Source organism: Psychrobacter sp. FME6, from assembly GCF_014861365.1.
GTDB lineage: Bacteria > Pseudomonadota > Gammaproteobacteria > Pseudomonadales > Moraxellaceae > Psychrobacter.
Map to the genome: position 1 here is coordinate 1 of NZ_RRYW01000069.1, position 16,783 is coordinate 16,783.

The following is a 16,783-nucleotide window of genomic DNA, read 5'->3' on the forward strand; positions in this document are numbered from 1 at the left end:
GTGTGGGTCATAAAACGGCACAGCAAGTATCAGAGGCAATGATAGGTATCTTAAAGCCAGTGAGGTTACAGGTTAAGACCATTACCTCTGACAATGGTAAAGAGTTTGCTCAGCATAAGAAGGTGAAACGAAAACTCTTTACTTCCTTCTTCTTTGCCGATGCTTATGCGTCATGGCAGCGAGGAACCAACGAGAATACCAACGGCTTAATCAGAGAGTTCTTGCCTAAGGGTTGTGACTTTAGACAAGTCTCTGATAATGAGATACAGGACATTGAGAATAAACTAAACAGCAGACCAAGAAAACGCTTAGGGTTTAAAACGCCCAATCAGGTGTTCTATAATATAATTTAGCGTTGCACTTGGTATGTTAATCTAAGATATAATTTAGCGTTGCACTTGGTGTGTTAATCTAAGTATTTAAAAATTTGCCCCTTAGTTTCTAAATTCATATAGCTGTAATGCAAATAGCGATGCGCCTCTAAATCCTCAAGCCGTTTGGGCGTACCGTGAATTTGCAGATATTTAGGCGATGCGCATAAAATTACGCGAATAGGTGCAATCTTCTTAGCAATAAGTGATGAGCTTTCAAGCTGTCCAATACGCAGTGCAATATCAAACCCTTCTTCAACAATATCGACTTTTCGGTCGCTCAGCTGTAGATCAACGATGACTGAAGGATAGCGAGCCTGAAAATCAGCAATCAATTTTGCCATATGCTTTAGGGCAAATGAGACAGGCGCACTGATCCGCAACGTACCCTTAGGAAGCTGCTGTAAGCCGCCCAATTGCGCCTCCATATCATCAATGCTCAATAAAATCTGCTGCGCATGTATAAAGTATTGGCTGCCAGCTTCAGTCACGCTCACTTTACGAGTGGTACGATTAAGCAAGCGAGTATGTAGTTGCTCCTCAAGCCTAGAGACATATTTACTCACCAGCTGCGCGGAGAGCTGCAAAGTGTTTGCCGCTTGACTAAAGCTGCCTTCGTTTACTACTGCTACAAAGGCTCGCATCGCATCGATTCTATCCATAAACACTCCAAAGTGATCTGAGTTGCTAGTTCGGTTCTGAGCTATTATCAACACTATGTTGTTAATTATTCAATGTTACCACTCTTACTCTCATACTGCATTGGTAGTAAAGTAGGGTTATTCTAAAAGATTAAACCTTAAAAAGTGGTCAGCGATTATCTAGAGCGTATGGCAGGCAAAGAGACGCTTATTATCGAATGGGCATAATTTATTATTAGCACAGTTAGATAAAGAGAAAACATATATGAATATCGATTCTAAAAATCGCTATGGGCGCGTTAGCAAATTTTTGCATTGGAGTATGGCACTATTAATCACATGGCAGCTGCTTAAGTTTGCTGATCGTATCAGTGATGGCGAGCATTGGGTTGGACAGACTTTGGTGCCTTGACATGTCTCTATTGGCATACTATTGCTAGTATTAATAGTCCTAAGACTGCTCTGGGTGGCGACACAGCGTCACCAGCGCCCTGAGCAAGATCCAGCCACCGCCAAGCTGGTTACCGCAGGACATAGCCTTCTCTACGCTTGTATGTTATTGATGCCGCTAACGGGAATCATGGTTATGCTGGGAGGTGGGTATGGTGTCACTGCCTTTGGTATCGAGATAGTGGCTAAAGGTGACGAGCTGGCTTGGGCGGCAACGCTAGGTGAGCTGCATTCACCACTGGCTTGGTTATTAGCTGCCTTAATCATTGGGCACACTGCTATGGCTTTGATCCATCATTATGTTCGCAAAGACGATACCCTGACGCGGATGTTATAGCACCAGAATTTGAGCTACCACTGCGCTTTAAGAGTAGTCTATAGAGATCACTGGTATCAAAAATACCAGTGATTTTTTTAGTGTTTAATCGTTACGGCTCTTTTGATCGCCTGCCATCTAAAAATAATGCCTTTAGTAAACTAATAGCCATTAAAATAATAATGAATGAGAATGGTATTGCCGCGATAATCATCGCCGAGGTAATAGCATCTAAGCCGCCAGCTAATAATAATGCGGCAATGACAGAAGCTAGGGCAATGGCCCAAACAATAATATGTTTTTGACCATTCTCAATCTCGACTTCGCCGCCAGCGTTGAGCATGTTCACAACCAACATTGCAGAATCAGCAGAAGTGACTAAATAGGTTAATAGTAGTACCACAACCATTGCTGATAGCATTTTTGCCATTGCAGGCTCTAACATAAAGCCAATAATTTCAAACAGCTGCGCGGTTAATCCTGAGTCAAAAATTTTCCCGCCAGCGATACCGCTTAACTCTAAATCAATGCCTGTACCACCAATAAAAGAGAACCAGATGAAGAGAGTAAGGCTCGGAGCCACAATACCAATTAAGCCAAATTCACGAATGGTACGATTTTTGGATATGCGGGCTAAAAACATACCAACGAACGGCGCAAAAGCAATCCACCATGCCCAATAAAAAATAGACCAGCTGGTTTGCCAGCCACCCAGTTCGGTATTAGGATCCCAAACGGTAAACACCATTGCTGGCAGATTGACGACATAACTAGCAATCCCTTTACCTAGCATCTCTAGTGCAAACATAGTAGCGCCAAAGATTAAGAAAAAGGCTAATAGTAAAAATGACAATACCATATTAAGGTTACTTAACCATTTTACTCCGCGTCCCACACCTGACAAAGCCGAAATCATCGATAGACACATGACTACAAACAGCGATACTAATAAAGCGCCTGTAGTTGGTTCAGGATTAATAGGGTTAGTGACCAACCATGCAATACCAGTAATGCTATAAAGACCAGAAGCAAATGAGCTGAGGCCGATACCAATGGTTTGCGCGATACCGAATATGGTCGCAATCACTGCAGAGATATCAATGATGTTGCCTAACGGTCCCTCTAAATGTTTACCAAATAAAGGCGTTAATGCCGAGCGCATGGTGAGTGGTAAGCCACGAGAGTAACTAAAAAAAGCCAGGCAAATACCGACCAGACAATAAGTTGCCCAAGCACTAATACCCCAGTGCAAAAACGAATAGCGAAAAGCACCATCTAAAGCAGCGGCTGTCTTGGGTATAACCACACCATCTACAGCCGTTAATGTATTAGAAGCCACTTGATCTTGATAAAAAGCAAAAACATCAACGCCTTCGGGTAATATGAGATCATTAGCATTTAGCGCCAAAATTATTATCTCTTTTGACATAATGGTATCGGGATTACTTGCTAAGTGCCAAATGGGTTCAGCAGCACTATAGGTCAATACCCCAATGCCAATACCCGCGCCAAAAATCATAGAAAACCATGAGAAATTAGAGAATTCAGGTTTTCCATTAGGATCAGAGCCAAGTTTAGTGCGTCCAAACGATGGCCATAAAATAGCGGTCAAACAGACCAATATATAAAAGGCTATCGAATAGGTGTAATAGCTATTGAGATTGGCGTATGACCAATTTTTCATCGCATCTAAAATAGCACCAGAACGTTCAATATCGCTCAGAATCCAAATAACGACCAGCGTTACTAGGATTTTTGAGGTTATCGTCACGATACGATTAAAACCTTTATAAAATCCTTTGTCATGGGTTTTAATCTTTAACTCTTTTAATGGGGGTCGAATAGGCATAGTTTTTTCCTTAAAACTTAATGCAATTAACCATTTACATTTATTACCTCATGATAAAAGGATTAGCCATCGGCTCTGCCGAAATATTAATCCACGTCGTTTTGGTGCGAGTATATTCTAGTACTGAATCGCTACCTGCTTCACGCCCATATCCTGATTGGTTGTAACCTCCAAACGGTGCCGTAGGAGAAATCGCTCGATAGGTATTAACCCAGCAGATGCCTGAACGTATCTGCTGCGAAACACGATGTGCACGAGCTAGATTTTGGGTAAAAACGCCAGACCCCAAGCCATAAACACTATTATTTGCCATAGCAATGGCTTCATCTTCAGTATCAAAAGCGACCAACGACATCACAGGACCAAACATCTCAATAGTTTGCGTTTCGATATCGGTGTTCGGGCATTCTACCAAGGTAGGACTAAAATAATTGCCATTTACCAAAGTAGAGTCTGTAGGCGGCTGTCCGCCAAAACGAATAGTCGCCCCTTGTGAGATAGCTTTGCTAAGCGTGTCTTTGATGCGCTCAACTTGAGCTTTAGTACATAAAGGACCCACATGAGTTTGAGGATCAAGAGGATTGCCAATAACTATATTTTTAGCTTTTTCTTCTACACGCTTGATGATTTCAGGCAAAATAGAACGCTGCACAAAGCCTCGCGATCCTGCGACACAGGACTGACCAGAAGCGCCAAAGTTACCAGCAATTAAGCCATTAGCAGCACTTTCTAAATCAGCATCATCAAAAACGATGATAGGGGATTTACCGCCAAGCTCTAAGCTAGTCACCGCAAAGCTATTGGCAGAGTTTCTGACCACATGACGCGCGGCATCAGGACCACCAGTAAAAGCAATTTTATCCACATCAGGATGACTGGTTAGCGGAATAGCACAGTTCTGGGCATCGCCTGTAATCACAGATACTACCCCTTTAGGGAAACCGGCTTGCTCAATCAGTTTGGCAAAGGCAAACATGGGACAAGGGGCTATCTCAGAGGCTTTTAAAATAATGCTACAGCCCGCGGCTAAGGCCGGACCAAGTTTAGTCGCTGTCAAAAACATCTGCGCGTTCCATGGTACGACAGCAGCGACTACGCCAATGGGCTCACGGCGAGTAAAGACAAACATATCCGGCTTATCAATTGGTAGCGTTGCGCCTTCAATTTTATCCGCAAGCCCCGCGTAATAGCGATAATAGTCACCGATATATTTGGTTTGGGCAACAGTTTCGTGCGCCAGCTTGCCACTATCAGTCGTCTCTATTTTTCCTAACTCATCAGCGTTTTGTTCAACCAGTTCAGCGAGACGATACAGCAGCTTGCCACGACTAGAGGCAGTCATTTTCGCCCATTCAGGATTATTTAATGCAGCCTTTGCACCGCGAACCGCACGTTCAACATCAGCAGGACTAGCACAGGCAAATGTCGCCCAAGCTTCGCCCGTTGCAGGGTTATAACTGTCCATACGTTGGTTATCGCTACCTTCGCACCATTCCCCGTTGATATAGAGTTGGTAATGAGGTTTAGTCATGATTCTCTCCAAATTATTTGTCGGACTATTTATCACTTAATTCTAGCGAATTTAGCTTGATAAGATTATGCAAATGCTGGCATGACGTCATCAATAAGACGACGTAAAGAGTCGCGTTTTTGCTCAAAAGTCATACTAGAGTCAATCCAAAAGGCAAACTCGTCATAGCCTAAATCTTCATAATGTTTCAGCTTTTTGATAACTTGCTCAGCCGTCCCAATAGGCATATTCTCAAGCATTTTTTCGGGTGCATACATCTGCATCTTTGCCATCTCATCATCGCTTAATGGCTTAATAAGTCCTTGGGTAACGGGACGCTCATTTTTAAACCATGAGCCAAAATAACAATAAAAACGACTGATGCATTTAGCAGCTTCAGCGACCTCATTGGCATCGCTGCCGACATAAGCATGTTGCAAAAGCATGATTTTTGGATCTTTACCGTCTCCGTATTCTGCTTTGGCATTTTTAAAGGCTTTCATTAAGCTTTCAATCTCATCTAAACCTTGCCATAAGGGGGTAACTTGCACGTTACAGTTATTTTTAACGGCGAAGTCATGACTATCCGGAGCGCGAGCGGCAATCCACATCGGTATACCGCCTTGTTGAATAGGCTTAGGTGCCGAGGTCGTATTTGGGAATTTTGAATATTTGCCATCGTGAGCATAGTCGCCTTGCCATAATTGCTGAACCGCGGGCACCAGCTCGCGCATACGGCCACCAGCTTCCATCGCATCCATACCCGGCATCAAACGCTCGTACTCAAACATATAAGCGCCGCGAGCAATCCCTAAATCCAATCTGCCTTTAGTTAGAATATCAGTCATAGCCGCTTCACCCGCTAGTCTTATTGGATGCCAAAAGGGCGCAATAACAGTACCGGTGCCTAATCTGACATTCTTAGTATGATGAGCTAAGTCCACTAAGTTCAAAAATGGATTAGGGGCGATAGTAAAATCCATACCGTGATGCTCGCCCGTCCAAATAGCATGCATGCCACCTTCATCAGCCATCTTAGCTAGCTCGATAAAATCAGTGTAAAGTTGCTGATAGCTTTGCGATTCATCGATACGTTCCATATGCATAAATAGTGAGAATTTCATGACACAACTCCTTTGCGTTAGTGCTTTGTTATTTATAAAGGTTTAAAAAATTGTTGTTAAAATATTAAGTTTAATGAACTTTACCGCTGTCCTCGCGACCAACGTAGACGCCATAAAAGCCGTTTTTACTTTCTAAAGCATAGCGAGTCATCATGGTTGCCATAGCTTGGGTAGCAAAGTCTTGTTCAGCTAAGCGGTCAATATCAACATAATGACCTAGCCCTTCAGGTGCTGATGATTCTGCAAAAGCTCGATAAAAGATATAATCCTGCTTGTTCTTAGTATCCTCAAATATTGAGAAGACGGCGCCCAGTTGAGCGTCAATAGCACTGTCAGCTAAATATTGCTGAATAGTAGTGACAGCATTGGTGTTGTCATTAGTCATTGTTATAGGAAGCGTGAGCTTACCCTCACTATTTTGGATGAGGAGCACTTTACGTTCGTGCTCGATAATCACTCCGACACACACTTGTTTTTGTTGAGTGCTAATCTCTGCCGCTTCGCGTTCAAGCCCTAGACTGAAATAACCGCCAGAAGCATAGCCTAATCCCAACCCTTCACGAGTCGAGAAGTCCAGTACTTCGCCAATCAACAAGTTATGATCGCCTGCTTCTAAATTGCGATCTGTTTTACAAGAAAAATGAGTTAGTGCATTATCAATGACTGGATTACCTTGATCATCTATATGCCACTCTATCTGACCAAAACGATCTTCTTTGGAGCCAGCAAAGATATTAGAGATATGCTGCGGCTCTTCGCCTAGAATATTAACCGCAAAATGCTCACAATTAGCAAATATGTCGAAACTGGATAAAGATTTTGCTGGACAGACCAGCAACAACGGGGGATTAAGTGATACCGAAGTAAATGAATTAGCAGTAAAGCCGACTGGTTTGCCGTCGTTATTCATAGCGGTTATCACCGTGACCCCAGTCATATAGCTACCAAAAGCATTACGTAAAGCTTTAGAATCAAGTTGTTTCATAATAACCTCTCTTGTCAAATTAGGCGTCAACAACGTTGTACGCGGCGCATTGAGTAAAAAATTTTGCTAATGCTGCATTGATATTATCGGCATGGGTCATTTGCGCCATATGACGAGCTTTGGGAGCGATAAAAGCTTCAGCATTGGGTAATATGTCTGCCATTGCTAATGACATTTCAGGTGTAGAGTTAATGTCCCATTCACCTGTCAAAAATAGTGCAGGAGCTTTGATCGTCTTTAAATCTGCCGCCTCAATACCTACTAAATCAGCAAACATTTGATAGGCACGTGCATACCCCAAGCGATTGCCGTTATCTAGCCAAGCTCGACATAGCTCTGCATCATCACGGTACTCTAATTCTGCACCGAACCATCTAGCAATAGGTTGATCGCTGACGTTTTGCTTAAGATCATTGAGTAGCGATTCAGCCCGAGTTTGCACATTTTTAGCAGCATTATCAGAACGATCATATATAGCATTTAGAGCGGCAACCCCGCGTACTACTTCTGGGTAAGACACCGCTGTTTGTAGCGCTGTCATCGCGCCTAGCGAATGTCCGACGATGATTGCTGGCTGCCTGACAACCGTTTTGATAAAGTTTTTGAGTACGCCAGAAAAGTCATCTAAGGTCAATTGAGAGTCAGCTAATAGCTCACTTTCTCCATGACCTGGCATATCAATAACATAACAATGATATTGAGTGTCAAAAGCTGATAACTGCCGATACCAGCTTTCAGCGCGTAAGCCTACACCATGGATAAAAACGATGCGTAAGGCTTTTTTATCGACCTTACTATTAGCGTTATAATGATAAGCGATTCCATCAGAAAGTTGGCGTGACCATCTCATTACTGCCTGCTCCTTAAACGGCTGCTGGGTTTTCCAAATCGCGACCCAGATCTTTTAGATCTTGATAACGATCACCAATACGATGATGCGGACGACCCCCTGTGGCACCGCCCAAAACGATAACCACTTCGTCATCACGAGGGGCATCAGCAATAGAAAATTGGATCGTCAAATAATGTGAGCGGCGACCAACATCGTCTTTATCCATTAGCGGAACCATAATGGGTGAGTTTGCGCCGCCGCGAATATTAGTGAAAGACAAATAACTACTAGCCGATAAAGCTTCACGATAAAAATTGCCAAAGCATAAGGTATGAATTAATCCTGAAGCGTGCTCAATCTCGCCATTTAATCCGACAACAGCCGCTTTGCCATAGGCTTGTATATTCTCAGCACCACCTGCCAATTTGACTATTTTATCGGTGAGTAATTTGCCTAATACCGGACCGTAAGCTTGAATTTCAGGCTTTAGATCTTCTACATAATGTCCCGCCCATGGATTGGTAATCACGGCTGCAACGGCAAACAGACGTAGGGGGGGGTATCCGCAGACTTGTAGCCTTCAATAAAGGTTTCTTCTTCAAAAGTAACTATTTTTCTAATTTCTGGTTTTAGCATCAGAAGCATCCTAGTTTGTTTAACATTATTTATCACTCTTGGTATACCATAATACTATATTATATAAAATACTAGCTTTTTTAAAAATAAATGTTATGGTATACCGTAATACAGTATTTAAGGTTGCTGATTTTCTTTTTCTTAATCGTTATACTGAACTGAACATTCTAAGAGAATAGAGATAATGCTAGAAAAAGTCGAAAAGCCAAAAACTTTGAAAGAAACGGCGTTGGAACAATTACGTTTAGCCATTATGACAGGGCAGCTTGTCCCAGGTGAGCGTTTGGTAGAGCGCACTATTTGCGAAAAACTAGGGGTCAGTCGTACGGTAGTAAGAGAATGTATTAGACATTTGGAAAGTGAGCATCTGGTAACCGTTTCTAACGTAGGCCCCCTAGTAACTGTGTTAGAAAGCGATGAGATTCGTCAGATTTACCACTTGCGTGCCATGCTAGAGTGTGAAGCAGTACGTCACTGTGCTGAGCAAGTTACCGATGAGATAGTACAGAGATTGCAAAATGACTTAACTGAGATTCGCGCTGAACTGCAAGCAGGAGAAGTGGCGGAAGCGATGGAACAGGCACGGCTGTTTTATCAATACTTATTTTTTACAGCTGGCATGACTGTGGCATGGGAGTTAACGGACAGATTAAATGGCCGTATTGGCCGCCTGAGATTTATGACGCTATCCACCCAAGAACGTGTCATAAAAGGGCCGAATAATTTACAACAGATCATCGACAATATTGCCAAAGGGGATAGTGAAGCGGCGGTTAAAGCCTGCCAAAATCATATCAATGAGGCTTGCCAACTAGGTTTACAATTAAATAACTAAAAGGAAGAAATAACTATGGATAAGCAACGGTTCGAGCTAGGACTTAACCAGCGCAAAGCAACCTTAGGCGCTGACTATGTCGAAAACAACTTAAAGGCGGCTGATGATTTTAATCGTCCTTTCCAAGAAGCCATGACAGAATGGTGTTGGGGTTTTGGCTGGGGTGACGCGGCTATCGACGCTAAAACTCGCTCACTTATGAATCTAACTATGATTGCCGCTTTAGGAAAAATGCATGAATGGGAGCTGCATCTAAATGGAGCCATCACTAATGGCTGTTCAGTTGAAGAAATCCGAGCGGCTATACACGCTATCGCCATCTATTGCGGTGTACCACAAGGGGTGGAGTGTTTTCGCATTGCCCGTAAAGTACTGACTGAACATAACTTACTTTAATAAAAGCACTGGGAGAAAAGTATGCAATTGACCAATAGTGAGCTATTTAGACAACAAGCTTTTATTAATGGGGTTTGGTGTGATGCTGATGATAAGCAGACACATGAGGTGTTCAATCCAGCAACCAATGAGCTTATAGGAACCGTGCCCTTAATGGGGGCAGTAGAGACTCGTCGTGCTATCAAAGCAGCTAGTGAGGCTCAAGCCATTTGGTCAAAAAAGACAGGTAAAGAGCGCAGTGTTATTTTACGCCAATGGCATACGCTAATTGCTAACAATATAGAAGACTTAGCACTGCTAATGACTACTGAACAAGGTAAACCTTTGATTGAGGCTAGAGGAGAGATTCAAAGTGGACTTGATTATTTAGAGTGGTTCGCTGAAGAAGCTAAGCGTATTTATGGAGATTTCATTCCAGGTCATATGGCAGATAAGCGTTTAGTGGTGATTAAACAACCTGTTGGAGTTACGGCGGCTATTACGCCTTGGAACTTCCCGCATTCTATGATTAGTCGTAAAGCTGGTCCTGCATTAGCAGCAGGCTGTCCTATGATCGTCAAGCCTGCTATGGAAACGCCCTATTCAGCATTAGCTATGGCCTATTTGGCTCAGCTATCAGGTATTCCTGACGGTATTTACAGTGTCGTTACGGGGGATCCGATCGCTATCGGAGAGGAGATGACCAGCAATCCTATAGTCAAAAAAATTAGTTTTACGGGTTCGACTCGTGTGGGCAAGATACTTATGAAGCAGTGTGCTGATACCGTCAAAAAAATGTCGTTAGAGCTTGGCGGTAATGCGCCCTTTATCGTGTTTGATGATGCTGATATAGATGCCGCTGTCGAGGGCGCTATGGTCAGCAAATATCGCAATAGTGGTCAAACTTGTGTCTGTGCCAATCGCTTCTTTGTACAAGCTGGTGTATATGATGAATTCTCACAAAAATTAGCTAAAAAAGTCGCTGATATAAAGATAGGAAATGGCTTAGATGAAGGAGTCATGCAAGGGCCCTTGATTACCTCAATCGCAGCTGACAGTGCTGAAGCTTTTGTAGATGACGCCAAAAATAAAGGCGCTACTGTCCTTTGTGGGGGTCAAAGATTTGAGACTGGCAAAAACTTTTTTGAACCGACTATTTTGACAAGTGTTAGCAATGACATGCGCGTGGCTACTGAGGAGATATTTGGTCCAATCGCACCGATTTTTAAGTTTGATACAGATGAGGAAGGTATTGCTTTAGCAAACAGCACAGAATACGGTTTGGCAGGATATTTTTATAGTCGTGATATTGGACGAGTCTGGCGAGTGGCTGAGGCGTTAGAGGTAGGCATGGTTGGGGTCAATACGGGTATGCTGACCACTGAATTAGCACCTTTTGGCGGTGTAAAAGAGTCAGGTTTGGGACGTGAAGGCTCAAAATATGGTATCGAAGAGTATATTGAGACTAAGTATATTTGTTTAGATATCGGTTGATCATTATGAGATGAATCCGATGTGCTATTAAACAAACCCCAATATTAAGCACACTACCTAAGTAATTTCTACCGTTAAGAGCGACACCTAGAGCCAGCTAAATAGTGTAGTGGCACACTAAATTTAGACTGCATTTAAGAGAAGAAATGCTGCGCACAAAAAAGCCAGGCAACCGAAGCCGCCTGGCTTTAATATTTTGAACAATTTATCTATGATTATGCTCTTGCCAAGTGGCATGCTCGCACACTTCACAACACCAACTGTCTTTTGCTCGCATAATAGCTATGTCCGCTGGCACTTCTAAAGGACAAACATAGCCACAATAAACGCATTGCACATCATCTAGATAGGCAAAACACTGAGCGACTGTATCAAACAGAATATGAGAACTGATGTCATACTTTCGACAAACTCCTTCCACATGCCCGATAAAATCACTTCTATGATCATAGGCCCAGTAATCACTACAGATTTTTAGGTCCCGTGCGTTCTGAGTCATATTCGGTTCAAGTTTTACACTCATAACGTTCTCCTTAAAAGCCATAGACCGGTTGCGGTAGAAGCCTATAAAGCTCGCTTTGCAGCTGCTGACACATTTCATCAACAAGATAAAGATAATCAGGATTGTCATCCAAGCGCTGCTGTACCCATACTCGCAGTGCCATATGATTGTCAAAACAAGCCTTCACTCCTAGAAACCTTGCCAACCCCGTGCCGGGCTGAATACATAGCTCGCAAATGAGTGTATTAGCAATCTGATTAGCATCCTTACTGATAGCACCGTCAGGTTTAAACTCGCCAAACAGCTTGTCATAATTAATAATTTTCATTGCGACGTCTCCTTGTCAGTTTGTGCATTCGTCAACTTCTCCTTGCTTGCTAGTAGCAGAGTATCCATCGCTGAGCCATCTTGGCGAGTCACGTCAGGCACGTAGCGGCTGTACACCCGAAACAGCATCTCCGTACTACTGTGACCCATCTGCCGCGCGATCCACTCAGGGTTCTCACCAGCAGCGAGCCATAGCGTCGCTGCGGTGTGCCGAGTCTGATACGCACGCCTGTGTTTCAGACCGAGTAGGGCAAGCGTGGGTTTCCATATCCGCCGATTCACATTTCGATACTCCAAAGGGTTACCCTGTGAATTGCAAAATACAAACTCTGATTTACCATGCGTGACAGCCTTTTGATCTTGCAGCGCGTTATATACCAACTGCGACATCGCAATCTCACGCTGTGAGCCTAGCGTCTTTGTCGGACCCATCTCGCCATTGACCAATGCACCGCGAATACGAATCTCACGCCGATCAAAATCAACGCAGTCCCATTTCAGTCCGTCGATCTCACTGGTACGCATTCCCGTAAAAAACCGAGTCGTATAATATGGCTTATAGTCAGCGCGAACATGCTTCAAAAACAGCCACACCTCTGTGAGAGTAAAAGGATTCACATCAGGACGAGCTTGCTTGAGATTCTTAATATTCTTATAAGGCGTCTCAAACTCATAGCGATCAGCCGCCTCTTGTAGTATCATACGCAGTGGTACCATGATCTCGTTGATCCGTGCTACAGACAGACTTGACTGGGCATCTCGACCGTAACGAACTTTGGCGAGGGAGCTACGGAAAGCCAGCAAGTCTGTTTTCTTTATAGAATGTACTGCTTTAACACCAAACTCAGGCAATAGATACTTACCAAGTACAATCTGAACCTTACCTTGATAGCTCGGCCGCCATTCAATTTTCTTCTCTTCATACCAAATATCAGCAAACTGCATAAAGGTTGGATTGCGACTGATACAAGCTTCCGCCCTATCAGCCAGTGCAGTCATTTCCTGTGCACGTTCACTCTTTGGGAAGTAGGCGGCATAATCAAATAATCCTAGAGTGATTTCCGCTTCCATTTTTTCGATGATTTTAGCCAGCTTCTTTCGATTAGCTGGAGTGTCAGTGAGATTGGTCGTCTCACGGCAACGCATATTCATATATCGAAAATCTACAAATAGCTTGCCACGTCTCGCTCTTATTGAGGCCATAATTAAACTCCTTAGTTCAGCAACATTTATTGTAAGGCCATACCATTGATAGTACTCATAACAGGCTTACACATATCCTCCTCGATACGCTCCCACACATATAAAATCTTACGGCCGCCAAAGGGGCGTATATAATGGATGTTTTCAATCAAAACCGTGTCCTTAAGTTGGTTACGGATAGTACGTGCGTCGTATTTGATACGATCGGCTAATTCTTGAGTAGTGAGGTAAGTCTGTGACATAATAATTCTCCATGTGAAATAAATTTACTATTAGTGAGTTATTAGTTATCACTAATGAGTATATATTATCTATAAATATTATCACTTGCAAGCACTTTTTTATCATTTTAGGGATTTTATGTATGATTAAGCTCAATTTACCCGTTTTATTTGCACAAAAAGGCATTCGTGTGGCAGATGCTGATAGGATGTCTAAACTAGGAAGGTCTACTCTATATCGAATGTATAATAACGAAGTCACTCGAATAGATTTCGATTCACTAAATGAGCTGTGTAAGCTTTTAGATTGCACGCCTGGAGATATTATCCTCTATGAAGAAGATAAGATTAGTGAGAAATGATTTTTAGAGGGAGGTTAAAATGCTTATTAAAAGAGTTGATAGCAGAGTATTGAAAGCCATTAAACTTGACGATATTGAGTATTTTACTCTGCCCAATTATTTTTTAGGTTGGGGTCAATTCAATATTTGCGGTTTTAGGGCAGGGCACGGTTTGGGCACCAAATGGGCACCGCACCGAAAATAAACTTTTTGACTGAGTAGATAAACTTAACTATATTCAAAAATATATTTCAAAATATCTGCTACAGCCCCTGAAAAATGGGCAAAAAAAAGCCTCACTGTTAAGTGAGGCTTCTTAAGTATTTGGAGCGGGAAAAGAGATTCGAACTCTCGACCCCAACCTTGGCAAGGTTATGCTCTACCACTGAGCTATTCCCGCTAAATCATTTGATTAACTATCATCAGATGATGAAGGCGTATTATACGCAGTTTTTTTGGCCTGTCAACACCTATGACGATAAAAAGTAAAAGTTAGCAAAACAGGCATGTCATCCAGCCCTAATTTTATGTTATAACAGTTTATTATAATATGTATTCCAAAAGCTTTGTACGGAAGAAATAAGCTGGTGTGCATTTTATAAGTAACTTCACTTTTTATTGATAACTATCAATACTTATAATCGTAAGCATTAAGGATAAGAAATGAGTCAACAATATACAATCGCTGATTATTTATTTGATCGTATCGCCGAAGCTGGTGCGACAGAGATATTTGGCGTGCCCGGTGATTTTAACCTCACATTTTTAGACAATATTATCGCCTCTGATAAACTACGCTGGGTAGGCAATACCAATGAGCTAAATGCCGGTTACGCGGCCGATGGTTATGCACGCGAGCGTGGGTTTGCGGCTATGGTGACGACCTTTGGTGTCGGTGAGCTGTCGGCGATTAATGCCACTGCTGGCTCTTTTGCTGAATATGCGCCAGTATTGCATGTGGTCGGGGCACCAAGTACGGCATTGCAAGATTCAAAGCGCCGTATTCACCATACTTTGGGTGACGGCGTGTTTAATCATTTTATCAAGATGGTCGAGCCTGTCACTGTAGCACGAGCGCAGATTACGCCAGAAAATGCCGCCTCAGAGATTGATCGTGTTATTCGCTTGGTTCTTAAAAAGCATCGCCCCGGTTATCTGATGCTATCGCCAGATGTGGCAAAAATGCCGATTTATCCACCAACAACCAAGCTTGACGACAGTCAAGAAGATATTACTAGCCAAGCGGCACTGGCGGACTTTAAACAAGCGCTCATAGAATTTTTGCCAAATAAAACCACAACGCTAATGGCAGATTTAATGGTGCATCGCTTAGGGCTACAAAATCAGCTCAAATCCTTAATCGCTGATACCGATATTCCTTACACCACATTATCGTGGGGCAAAACTTTGCTCGATGAAAATAGCAAACGTTGGGCAGGTACTTACGCTGGCGTGGCATCGCGCCCTGTGGTCAAAGATGCAGTCGAAAACTGCGAATGTTTGATTAAAATTGGTGTGCAATATACCGATACCACCACCGCAGGCTTTAGTCAGGATATTAATGAAGATGTGGTGGTTGATCTGCATTATGAGCGTGCGAGTATTGCGGGCAAAAACTTTGCCCCTATTGCGCTAAAAGATGCTTTACAAGTATTGCATGAAGTGATGACCTCAGGAATTGAGATCCTCCCTAAGCAATTCTGTAAAGAGATGAAGCCACATGAGCAAAATGGCAAAGATGACGAGTCTATTCGTCAAGATGATTTATGGCATATCATCGCCGATGCTCTAGATGATAAAAATCTGGTGTTCTCTGATCAAGGTACGGCATACTTTGGTATCAGCGATGTGCGTCTACCAGAAGGGGTGACTTCTTATGGACAACCGATGTGGGGCTCGATTGGTTATACCTTGCCAGCAAGTTTGGGGGCAGCCATTGCGTCACCGCATAAGCGTAGTATCTTGCTGATTGGTGATGGCTCGGCGTTATTGACGGTTCAAGAGTTAGCAGTGATGATTCAAGAGCGCACCAATCCTGTTATTGTGTTGATTAATAATGATGGTTATACTGTTGAGCGGGCGATTCATGGTGAAAATCAGCGTTATAATGACATTCCTAAATGTGACTGGCAATTGATGCCACAAGCCTTTGGTGCCAATGAAGATAATAGCTTACTTCTAAAAGTGGAAACAGCAGGCGAGTTAAAAGCGGCATTGAAAAAAGCGGCCGCCACGACTGATAAATTAGTGATGTTAGAAGTCATGGCAGATAAACATGATATTCCACCGTTATTGGCGGATATTAGCGCAGCGCTTAAACCGAAGTAAGTTAAATGGTTTTTAATCGCTTAAGTGAACGATATCATTTATTATAAGGCGCATTGATTAATAATTGATAAGCACTAAAAAGCTCTATTTAGTATCATTACTAAGTAGGGCTTTTTTAATGTTACATTGTAGGTTGTTAATCGACTTTTGCTATACATAGTTAGTATTCGTATCAGTTTTAAAATGAACCCACTATAGATTTGATGTAGAGCTTTATTATTAAAAGCCTAAGGATAACTGTATAACCACGATTTTCTATCTGAATTGTAGGTTATTGGCGTTTAGCAGAGACTAACAACAGGGTTATATGTTACTTAGATTAACACATGAAGTGCAATACCAAATGTGAGGTGAAAAAAAGACCTAGATGCGCTAGCATCAAAGTTTTTATCCACCGACCAAAGTGAGATTGCAACCATGAACTATACACATCTAAGCCTAGG

General features: G+C 42.6%; 19 protein-coding genes, 1 tRNA gene and 1 pseudogene. 9 read left to right on the plus strand and 12 right to left on the minus strand.

The annotated features are described in order from the left end of the window. Positions 1–353 (plus strand): IS30 family transposase (locus EI162_RS10180; RefSeq protein ID WP_192524253.1); only part of this gene is annotated, 353 nt, incomplete at its 5' end. A 53-nt stretch (positions 354–406) separates the two neighbouring features. Here the strand turns inward: EI162_RS10180 and EI162_RS10185 are convergent. Then, positions 407–1,033, minus strand: a complete 627-nt coding sequence (locus EI162_RS10185; protein WP_225736961.1) for a LysR substrate-binding domain-containing protein — start codon at positions 1,031–1,033, stop codon at positions 407–409. A gap of 244 nt (positions 1,034–1,277) precedes the next feature. Here EI162_RS10185 and EI162_RS14655 point away from each other — a divergent pair, with 244 nt between their 5' ends. Beyond that, on the plus strand, positions 1,278–1,424 hold the full coding sequence (locus EI162_RS14655) for a hypothetical protein (RefSeq protein ID WP_225736962.1): 147 nt from the start codon (positions 1,278–1,280) through the stop codon (positions 1,422–1,424). Between the two features lie 9 nt (positions 1,425–1,433). Beyond that, positions 1,434–1,799 carry a cytochrome b gene (locus tag EI162_RS10190; RefSeq protein WP_318779314.1) on the plus strand — a complete coding sequence of 122 codons (366 nt, stop codon included), beginning with the start codon at positions 1,434–1,436 and terminating at the stop codon, positions 1,797–1,799. 91 nt (positions 1,800–1,890) lie between these two features. Here EI162_RS10190 and EI162_RS10195 read toward each other — a convergent pair whose 3' ends face one another. The 6 genes and pseudogenes from EI162_RS10195 to EI162_RS10220 all read right to left on the minus strand — a co-directional run bounded on the left by EI162_RS10195 (position 1,891) and on the right by EI162_RS10220 (position 8,714). After that, entirely contained in the window at positions 1,891–3,627 is a 1,737-nt protein-coding gene (locus EI162_RS10195) for a BCCT family transporter (RefSeq protein WP_192524254.1), read from the minus strand. Between the two features lie 43 nt (positions 3,628–3,670). Then, the gene (locus EI162_RS10200) at positions 3,671–5,158 is read right to left on the minus strand and encodes an aldehyde dehydrogenase (RefSeq protein ID WP_225736964.1); all 1,488 of its coding nucleotides are present in this window, start codon (positions 5,156–5,158) and stop codon (positions 3,671–3,673) included. A gap of 65 nt (positions 5,159–5,223) precedes the next feature. Beyond that, positions 5,224–6,261, minus strand: coding sequence for an LLM class flavin-dependent oxidoreductase (locus tag EI162_RS10205; RefSeq protein WP_192524255.1), 1,038 nt, complete (start codon positions 6,259–6,261; stop codon positions 5,224–5,226). Positions 6,262–6,331: 70 nt separating this feature from the next. Then, positions 6,332–7,246 (minus strand): flavin reductase, encoded by a 915-nt coding sequence (locus tag EI162_RS10210; protein ID WP_192524256.1) that lies wholly within the window; start codon positions 7,244–7,246, stop codon positions 6,332–6,334. A 19-nt stretch (positions 7,247–7,265) separates the two neighbouring features. Then, on the minus strand, positions 7,266–8,096 hold the full coding sequence (locus EI162_RS10215) for an alpha/beta fold hydrolase (RefSeq protein WP_192524257.1): 831 nt from the start codon (positions 8,094–8,096) through the stop codon (positions 7,266–7,268). 13 nt (positions 8,097–8,109) lie between these two features. Beyond that, positions 8,110–8,714, minus strand: a pseudogene (locus tag EI162_RS10220) (amino acid synthesis family protein). Positions 8,715–8,898: 184 nt separating this feature from the next. On the opposite strand from EI162_RS10220, the gene EI162_RS10225 reads away from it, so the two are divergent. From EI162_RS10225 to EI162_RS10235, 3 genes are read left to right on the plus strand one after another with little or no spacing between them, the layout of a single operon-like run. Next, positions 8,899–9,549 (plus strand): GntR family transcriptional regulator, encoded by a 651-nt coding sequence (locus EI162_RS10225; RefSeq protein ID WP_192524258.1) that lies wholly within the window; start codon positions 8,899–8,901, stop codon positions 9,547–9,549. A gap of 15 nt (positions 9,550–9,564) precedes the next feature. After that, positions 9,565–9,945, plus strand: a complete 381-nt coding sequence (locus EI162_RS10230; protein ID WP_192524259.1) for a carboxymuconolactone decarboxylase family protein — start codon at positions 9,565–9,567, stop codon at positions 9,943–9,945. A 21-nt stretch (positions 9,946–9,966) separates the two neighbouring features. Then, on the plus strand, positions 9,967–11,418 hold the full coding sequence (locus tag EI162_RS10235) for an NAD-dependent succinate-semialdehyde dehydrogenase (protein WP_192524260.1): 1,452 nt from the start codon (positions 9,967–9,969) through the stop codon (positions 11,416–11,418). 205 nt (positions 11,419–11,623) lie between these two features. Here EI162_RS10235 and EI162_RS10240 read toward each other — a convergent pair whose 3' ends face one another. From EI162_RS10240 to EI162_RS10255, 4 genes are read right to left on the minus strand one after another with little or no spacing between them, the layout of a single operon-like run. Further along, positions 11,624–11,941 (minus strand): hypothetical protein, encoded by a 318-nt coding sequence (locus tag EI162_RS10240; protein WP_192524261.1) that lies wholly within the window; start codon positions 11,939–11,941, stop codon positions 11,624–11,626. A gap of 10 nt (positions 11,942–11,951) precedes the next feature. Continuing rightward, on the minus strand, positions 11,952–12,248 hold the full coding sequence (locus EI162_RS10245) for a hypothetical protein (protein WP_192524262.1): 297 nt from the start codon (positions 12,246–12,248) through the stop codon (positions 11,952–11,954). Further along, complete coding sequence (locus tag EI162_RS10250) at positions 12,245–13,450, minus strand: Arm DNA-binding domain-containing protein (protein ID WP_192524263.1); 1,206 nt, start codon at positions 13,448–13,450, stop codon at positions 12,245–12,247. The genes EI162_RS10245 and EI162_RS10250 overlap by 4 nt, the downstream gene beginning before the upstream one ends. A gap of 26 nt (positions 13,451–13,476) precedes the next feature. Then, a complete protein-coding gene (locus EI162_RS10255) occupies positions 13,477–13,692 on the minus strand; it encodes a hypothetical protein (RefSeq protein ID WP_192524264.1) in 216 nt (71 codons plus the stop codon). A gap of 122 nt (positions 13,693–13,814) precedes the next feature. Here EI162_RS10255 and EI162_RS10260 point away from each other — a divergent pair, with 122 nt between their 5' ends. Beyond that, positions 13,815–14,033: a helix-turn-helix domain-containing protein gene (locus EI162_RS10260; RefSeq protein ID WP_192524265.1), complete on the plus strand. Its 219-nt coding sequence runs from the start codon at positions 13,815–13,817 to the stop codon at positions 14,031–14,033. Positions 14,034–14,052: 19 nt separating this feature from the next. Then, positions 14,053–14,217 (plus strand): hypothetical protein, encoded by a 165-nt coding sequence (locus tag EI162_RS10265; protein ID WP_192524266.1) that lies wholly within the window; start codon positions 14,053–14,055, stop codon positions 14,215–14,217. A 120-nt stretch (positions 14,218–14,337) separates the two neighbouring features. Here EI162_RS10265 and EI162_RS10270 read toward each other — a convergent pair. Next, positions 14,338–14,412 (minus strand) — tRNA-Gly (locus EI162_RS10270). Positions 14,413–14,675: 263 nt separating this feature from the next. On the opposite strand from EI162_RS10270, the gene EI162_RS10275 reads away from it, so the two are divergent. Then, the gene (locus EI162_RS10275; protein ID WP_192524267.1) at positions 14,676–16,340 is read left to right on the plus strand and encodes an alpha-keto acid decarboxylase family protein; all 1,665 of its coding nucleotides are present in this window, start codon (positions 14,676–14,678) and stop codon (positions 16,338–16,340) included. The last annotated feature ends 443 nt before the right edge of the window (positions 16,341–16,783 follow it).